Source organism: Streptomyces incanus (assembly GCF_042656345.1).
GTDB lineage: Bacteria > Actinomycetota > Actinomycetes > Streptomycetales > Streptomycetaceae > Streptomyces > Streptomyces incanus.
In genome coordinates this window covers 1-5366 of the sequence record NZ_JBHSPC010000105.1, presented here as the reverse complement: position 1 = coordinate 5366, position 5366 = coordinate 1, and the positions used below count along the sequence as shown (strand labels likewise).

Annotated in this window: 5 protein-coding genes and 2 pseudogenes; 4 read left to right on the top strand and 3 right to left on the bottom strand. The window is 71.6% G+C overall.

What is annotated here, in order from left to right; all coding sequences use genetic code 11:
* Window positions 1–372: 372 nt before the first annotated feature.
* Window positions 373–1530: a PP2C family protein-serine/threonine phosphatase gene (locus ACFP2V_RS30450; RefSeq protein WP_381218522.1), complete on the top strand. Its 1158-nt coding sequence runs from the start codon at window positions 373–375 to the stop codon at window positions 1528–1530.
* A 213-nt stretch (window positions 1531–1743) separates the two neighbouring features.
* Here the strand turns inward: ACFP2V_RS30450 and ACFP2V_RS30445 are convergent.
* From ACFP2V_RS30445 to ACFP2V_RS30435, 3 genes and pseudogenes are all read right to left on the bottom strand, one after another.
* A pseudogene (locus ACFP2V_RS30445) lies at window positions 1744–2155 on the bottom strand (transposase family protein); the annotation flags it as partial.
* A 62-nt stretch (window positions 2156–2217) separates the two neighbouring features.
* Complete coding sequence (locus tag ACFP2V_RS30440; RefSeq protein ID WP_381218521.1) at window positions 2218–2874, bottom strand: HAD family hydrolase; 657 nt, start codon at window positions 2872–2874, stop codon at window positions 2218–2220.
* 201 nt (window positions 2875–3075) lie between these two features.
* A complete protein-coding gene (locus tag ACFP2V_RS30435; RefSeq protein WP_381218520.1) occupies window positions 3076–3543 on the bottom strand; it encodes a hypothetical protein in 468 nt (155 codons plus the stop codon).
* Window positions 3544–3664: 121 nt separating this feature from the next.
* On the opposite strand from ACFP2V_RS30435, the gene ACFP2V_RS30430 reads away from it, so the two are divergent.
* The 3 genes and pseudogenes from ACFP2V_RS30430 to ACFP2V_RS30420 all read left to right on the top strand — a co-directional run.
* Window positions 3665–4078, top strand: a complete 414-nt coding sequence (locus ACFP2V_RS30430; RefSeq protein ID WP_381218519.1) for a pyridoxamine 5'-phosphate oxidase family protein — start codon at window positions 3665–3667, stop codon at window positions 4076–4078.
* A gap of 416 nt (window positions 4079–4494) precedes the next feature.
* Window positions 4495–4845: a hypothetical protein gene (locus ACFP2V_RS30425; protein WP_381218518.1), complete on the top strand. Its 351-nt coding sequence runs from the start codon at window positions 4495–4497 to the stop codon at window positions 4843–4845.
* Between the two features lie 61 nt (window positions 4846–4906).
* Window positions 4907–5366, top strand: a pseudogene (locus ACFP2V_RS30420) (IS5/IS1182 family transposase); the annotation flags it as partial.

Here is a 5366-nt window from a genome sequence, read left to right as displayed (position 1 = left end):
CCCGCCCGCGCAACACCCGCCCGGCCACGAAACAACCCAAAAAACGGGGGAACCCCCGCCCGCACCGCGCCACCGCAGCAGACCACAAACACCCCCGGACACCCACAGCACCCCCGACGCCAGACGACACCCCGGACGCCAGACGGCGTCCCGGACGCCAGGCGGCAGGAGGCCAGATCCGCAGTTGCAACCGGTCCCGTCCGTCTGTACCGAGGCCAGAACCCACAGTGACAACGCCCACCAGGGGAAACGCAGAAGTCCGGCTGATCGCCGGGGCTCCGTCCGGCCGTGATACTCCGGTCGCCGTGGTCGTGGATGCGGCAGAGACTGAAACCCTGATTCCGTCCAGGAACACCCCCGGAGCGCAGGAGAATGGGACTCACCCGCGCGTCACCGCCCCGCGAGAGGCGGTGGTTTCGATGGCTGCCCGCCGCGCTGATCCTCGGCGTGTTCCTCCTCGACCTCCTCACCCCGCGAGGTGTGAGGGTGTTCATCCTGTTAGCGGCTGCTCCCGTGCTGGTCGCACCCTGGCTCTCCCTGGCCGGGACGATCGCCACCGGCGGGGCGGCGCTCCTCGCCGCGGTAGTCCTGCCCCTGGTGAAAGGCAGGACGCCGTTCGGCATCGATGATGTCTTCCCTTTCTCCACCTTCGTCACCCTGACCCTCCTGGCCGCGGTCGTCAATCGGCTGCTGGCCCACGAGCGCCAGCAGCTGAAAACCTCCCGCGAGGTCGCCGAAGCCGTCCAGCGCGCCGTGCTCCCCTCCCCGCCCGGGCGGATCGGGCCACTGGCTGTGGCCGCCCGCTACGAGGCCGCCGCGCGGGAGGCCGCCATCGGGGGCGATCTGTACGCGATCCACTCCACTCCCTATGGCATCCGGCTGATGATCGCCGATGTCCGGGGCAAGGGTCTGGGTGCGGTCCAAACCGTCAACGCGCTGCTCGGTACCTTCCACGAGGCCACCCTCCGCATCCCGGACCTGCCCGGCGTGGTCCGCTGCCTGGAGGAGCGGATCCAGGAGGCCAACGCCGCCGAGAGCGGAGGGGAAGCCGAGAGGTTCGCCACCGCCGTCATCGCCGAACTCTCCGCCGACGGCTCAACCTTGTACGTGGCCAATCGGGGGCACCCGGCACCGCTGCTGCTCCACCGTGGCCGGGCCCGCCCGCTGGAGCCGGGCGTGCCCTCGCTGCCGCTGGGCCTGGCCGACCTCGGCGGCCCGGACGTCCCGGTGGACCGGTACGTCCTGCCCGAGGGCGCGGTCCTGGTGTTGTTCACCGATGGTGTCGTCGAGACCCGCGACCACCGGGGAGTCTTCTACGACCCGGTCCCGTGGTTGTCCCGCCCCCTCCCACCGGACCCGGACCGCGTGCTGGACGCCCTGCTCGCCGACCTGTACCGGTACGCCGCAGGACACCTCGACGACGACGTCGCGCTCCTCGCCATCGGCCTGCCCCTCGACGCGGACGACGGCCCCGGCAAGGCCCCGGCCGTCCACCGGAGGGAAGCGGACGACGGCCGCCGGCGCGTTTGAGGAAACCACGACTCTGCTGCCAATTCCTCGGAGCCGCGGGACCGCGCTCCGCGACCTGCGGCGACGCGGCCATGCTCGGCGCTTCGAGCGGCTGTTCCTATGGGACCGGCGAATTACGCAGCAGAGTCACCAACGGGGCACCGGACAGGCGGGATGGGCGAACCACGGAGCGGAGGTGCGATATCTCGGCCTCATGTCGGTGAGGCTTTTCCATCATCGGTCTGAGCTGGCCGGATGCAGGGTGAGGACGGCCTGGACGAGGCGGGTGATGCGGGTGGTCGAGCACCGGAGCTTGCGGAGGAGCCGCCAGGACTTGAGGGTGGCCATGGCCTGTTCAACGAGTGCGCGGATCTTCGCGTGGGACCGGTTGACAGCCTTCTGGCCGACGGAAAGGGTCTCCCAAAGTCCCCGGCACGGGATGCGGACCGGGCCGCCGGCACCCCGGTGGCCCTGGTCGGCCCAGCATGTGGTGTCGGCCTCGGCAAGCGCGTCGACGATACCGTGTTCGCAGACCGCACGGACGTCATGGACGGTGTAGGGCAGGGCCGGTGAGGACCTGCACGTTCATCCCGTGCCTCTTGTGTTTGCCGGAGTGGAAGGGCCGGGCCGCGGCGACGGGATCGATATGTCGCGTTCGCGCGTCGGGGCCGAGTCATGCGCCTGTGGGTGTCCCGCGGTGATCGTTCCTCACGCCAGCGGGCTGTCGGCCAGGGACGCGAGCAGCTGGGCAGGGTCGTCGTAGACCGCCCGCGCGCCCGCCTCCTTCAGGTCGGCGCGCGGGATCCCGCCGCACAGCACGCCGACACAGTGCACCCCGGCCCTGCTGCCCGCCTTCATGTCCCACACGGTGTCACCGACGAACACCGCGCGCTCGGCGGGCACCCCAGCCAGCTCCAGGGCGTGTTCGACGGGTTCGGCGGCCGGTTTGCCCTGCTCCACGTCGTCGGCGCTGGCCGTGGCCTTGATCGCGTCGTCCGCGTCGATCGCCCGGCGCAGCGCGGACAGCTCCGCGCCCCCGGCGGAGGTGGCGAGCACCACCGTCCAGCCGTCCTGGTCGAGGCGGCGCAGCAGCCGGCCGGCGTCCCGCAGCGCGGGCAGCCGGGCGAAGTACTGCCCGTAGAGGACCTTGTGGGCGGCGCTCAGCTCCTCGTCCAGGTCATTGTCCCGGTCGTCCCCGAGTAGATGGGCGACGAGGTCGTCGGAGCCGAGCCCGACGGCCCGGTGGATCGCGTGCATCGGCACCTGGTGGCCCGCCTGCCGGAACGCCTCCCACCAGGTGGTCACGTGGAGATGGTTGGTGTCGACGAGGGTTCCGTCGACGTCGAACAGGGCAGCCCGTTCCATGCGCCGGTCCCTTCCTCTCTGCCGTCGTGTGCCGCGGACATATGCCGTCCTGTGTCGCGGACGTCCGCGTCGGTACGGGTTCCACATCAGGGACTTGTCACTCCGGCCGGAGTGCAACGCGGCGCGGCGGCCTGGAGACGCTGCTCACCGTCGGGGCGCGGACTCTGTCCACAGGCCCGTGCCCCGAGCCCCGAGCAGCGCTCATGAGGCCGCCGCGAGCAGCGAGGCGGCCCGTATGTGGGGAGCCGTCATGCCTGACACCACCACGCCGCTCGCTCCGATGATCCCGGACGCGGCCATCAACGCCTTCAACCACCTCCGGGCCATCCGGGGCGGCGACGTCGAAGCCGCCCGCGAGTTCGCCGGCGCCGAGCCGCGAATGCCCGCGCTGCTCGTGGACGTCGCCGAACGGATCGTCTTCCCGATCACCGCGCTGCCGGGCCCGGACGCGGGCGAGCCGTGCGAGGTCGCCTTCGCCCTGGAAGCCCTCGGGCGCGTCTTCGTGCCTCCCTGCGGACCTGGACGCAGGCCGGGCCGGACGCGGCGGAGGGCCTCGCCCGCGCGGTCGTCGACTTCGCCGTGCAGATCCTCGCCGAGGACCAGGAGGACGTCGCCGATGTCCTCCGCCGGCCGGAGGCCGTCGGTGTGGGCCAGGCCCTCGATGCGCATCTCGCACCGGCCGGTGTGCCCCCGGTGGTCCTCCCCTCCTGCCTGACCGGAGAGACCCGGTGCTCGGAGGCTGCAGGGCTGGGGGAGAATTGGCGCGCTACTGGCTCGACGAAGGACCACCATGACAACCGACGTACCTCCGCCCGGGGCGGAGGAGGAGTGTTTCTGGCAGGAACGACGGATCTGCTTCCTGGCCACCCACCGCCCGGATGGCAGTCCGCATCTCGTCCCCGTGGGCGTCACCTTCGATCCCGAGGCCGGCATCGCACGCATCATCAGCAGCGTCGGCAGCAAGAAGGTCCGCAACGTCCGGGCGGCCGGACCCGGCGCGACGGTCGCGGTCAGCCAGGTCGAGGGGCGCCGCTGGTGCACCCTCGAAGGCACCGCGCTGGTCAAGGACGATCCGGAATCCGTCGCCGAGGCCGAACGGCGCTACGCCGAGCGCTACCGGCCGCCCCGCCCCAACCCCGAGCGCGTGGTCATCGAGATCACCGTGACCCGTGTGATGGGCACAGTGCGGCCGCCCGGTTGGTGACGTGCCTCCTCGGTGACGCTCGCCCTGTCGGGCGCAACCCCGGCCGACGGCCCGCCGCGCGTGGCCGGGCAGGACGCTGCCGGCCGGCCATCACCGTCACTGAGCGGTGTGCACCGTGAAGTTTGCAGGTCACGGCTCTGGTGTGAAGGGCGAACGGGGTACTCGCGCTGGTCAGCGGCGGGTGTCCACGGTGAAGATCGTCCGGCACGTCGGTCGGAGGGATTGTCGGGTTCTGCTGCGCCGGTTGCCGTGACGCTTTTACGATCCGTCACCGGGCCGGTACGCCGCGAGGGTGCGGGGAGGGCGTGGGGATGCAGGAGCTGGAGCGGATCATCGCTCGCCGAAGTGAACTGGGCCTGGTTGCCGAGGAGTTGGCCAAGTAACTGCAGGAGGTCCAGGCCGAGCGGGAGGAACTGGTGATCGCCGAGCGGGTCCTGCACCGGCTGGCTGAGCAGGACCGGGCCGCGGAGGAGGCCGCCGGGGCCGTCACCCCGACGCCCGCCCGGATGGCGGGACGGGCGGTCCTGCTGATCCCGCACCGCAGCGAGACGCCCGACGAGGCCGCACTGCCCGCCGACTACCGCAAGATCCTGGTGATCGTGCGGGCCGTCGGCGGCCTGGTGCAGGGCAGGGCGGCGGGCGAGGAGCTGGGCCTTGAGGTGGCGGTGCGCGGGAAGCTGGAGCCGCTGCGGGCGAAGATGACCAGGCTCGCCGACCGCGGCCAGCTGCATAAACGGCCCGACGGGCGGTTCACCGCATGCTTGTAACCACGCCAGGCCGGTGCGCAGGGGTGTAACCGGCGGGCCCCCGGCGGCAGTTGAGTTTGGTGTGAAGAAAAACAACCCTCTCGCCGAGGGCCCTGACGGCCTTGTCTGCACCGCCCGCCTGCCGCTGTCGAGCGCCACCCTGAACTATCTCGCCGGCCTGATGCGCGGCCACCTGAAGAAGATCGGCTCGCGGTGGCGGGCGCTGCCCGCGGGGAAGATCGCCGGCATCGTGCCGGCGGTGCTGCGCTGTGACCAGCGGCCCGGCGACCTGGCCGGCGGCAACCGGGTGCACCGCACCACCGTGACCCGGTGGGTGCGGGAGGTCGTCGGCCTGCCGGCCGCCCGCGCCCCGCGCCTGGACCGCGCCCTGAAGAAGATCGCCCGAAAGGGTGGCGGGGTGGTCCTGCTGGACGGCTCCTTGATCCGCACCCGGCGCAGGACCGGGGCCGAGAACCGCAAGAACTACTCGGGCAAGACCACATGCCATGGCCTGCTCGTGATCGCGCTCACCGACGACCAGG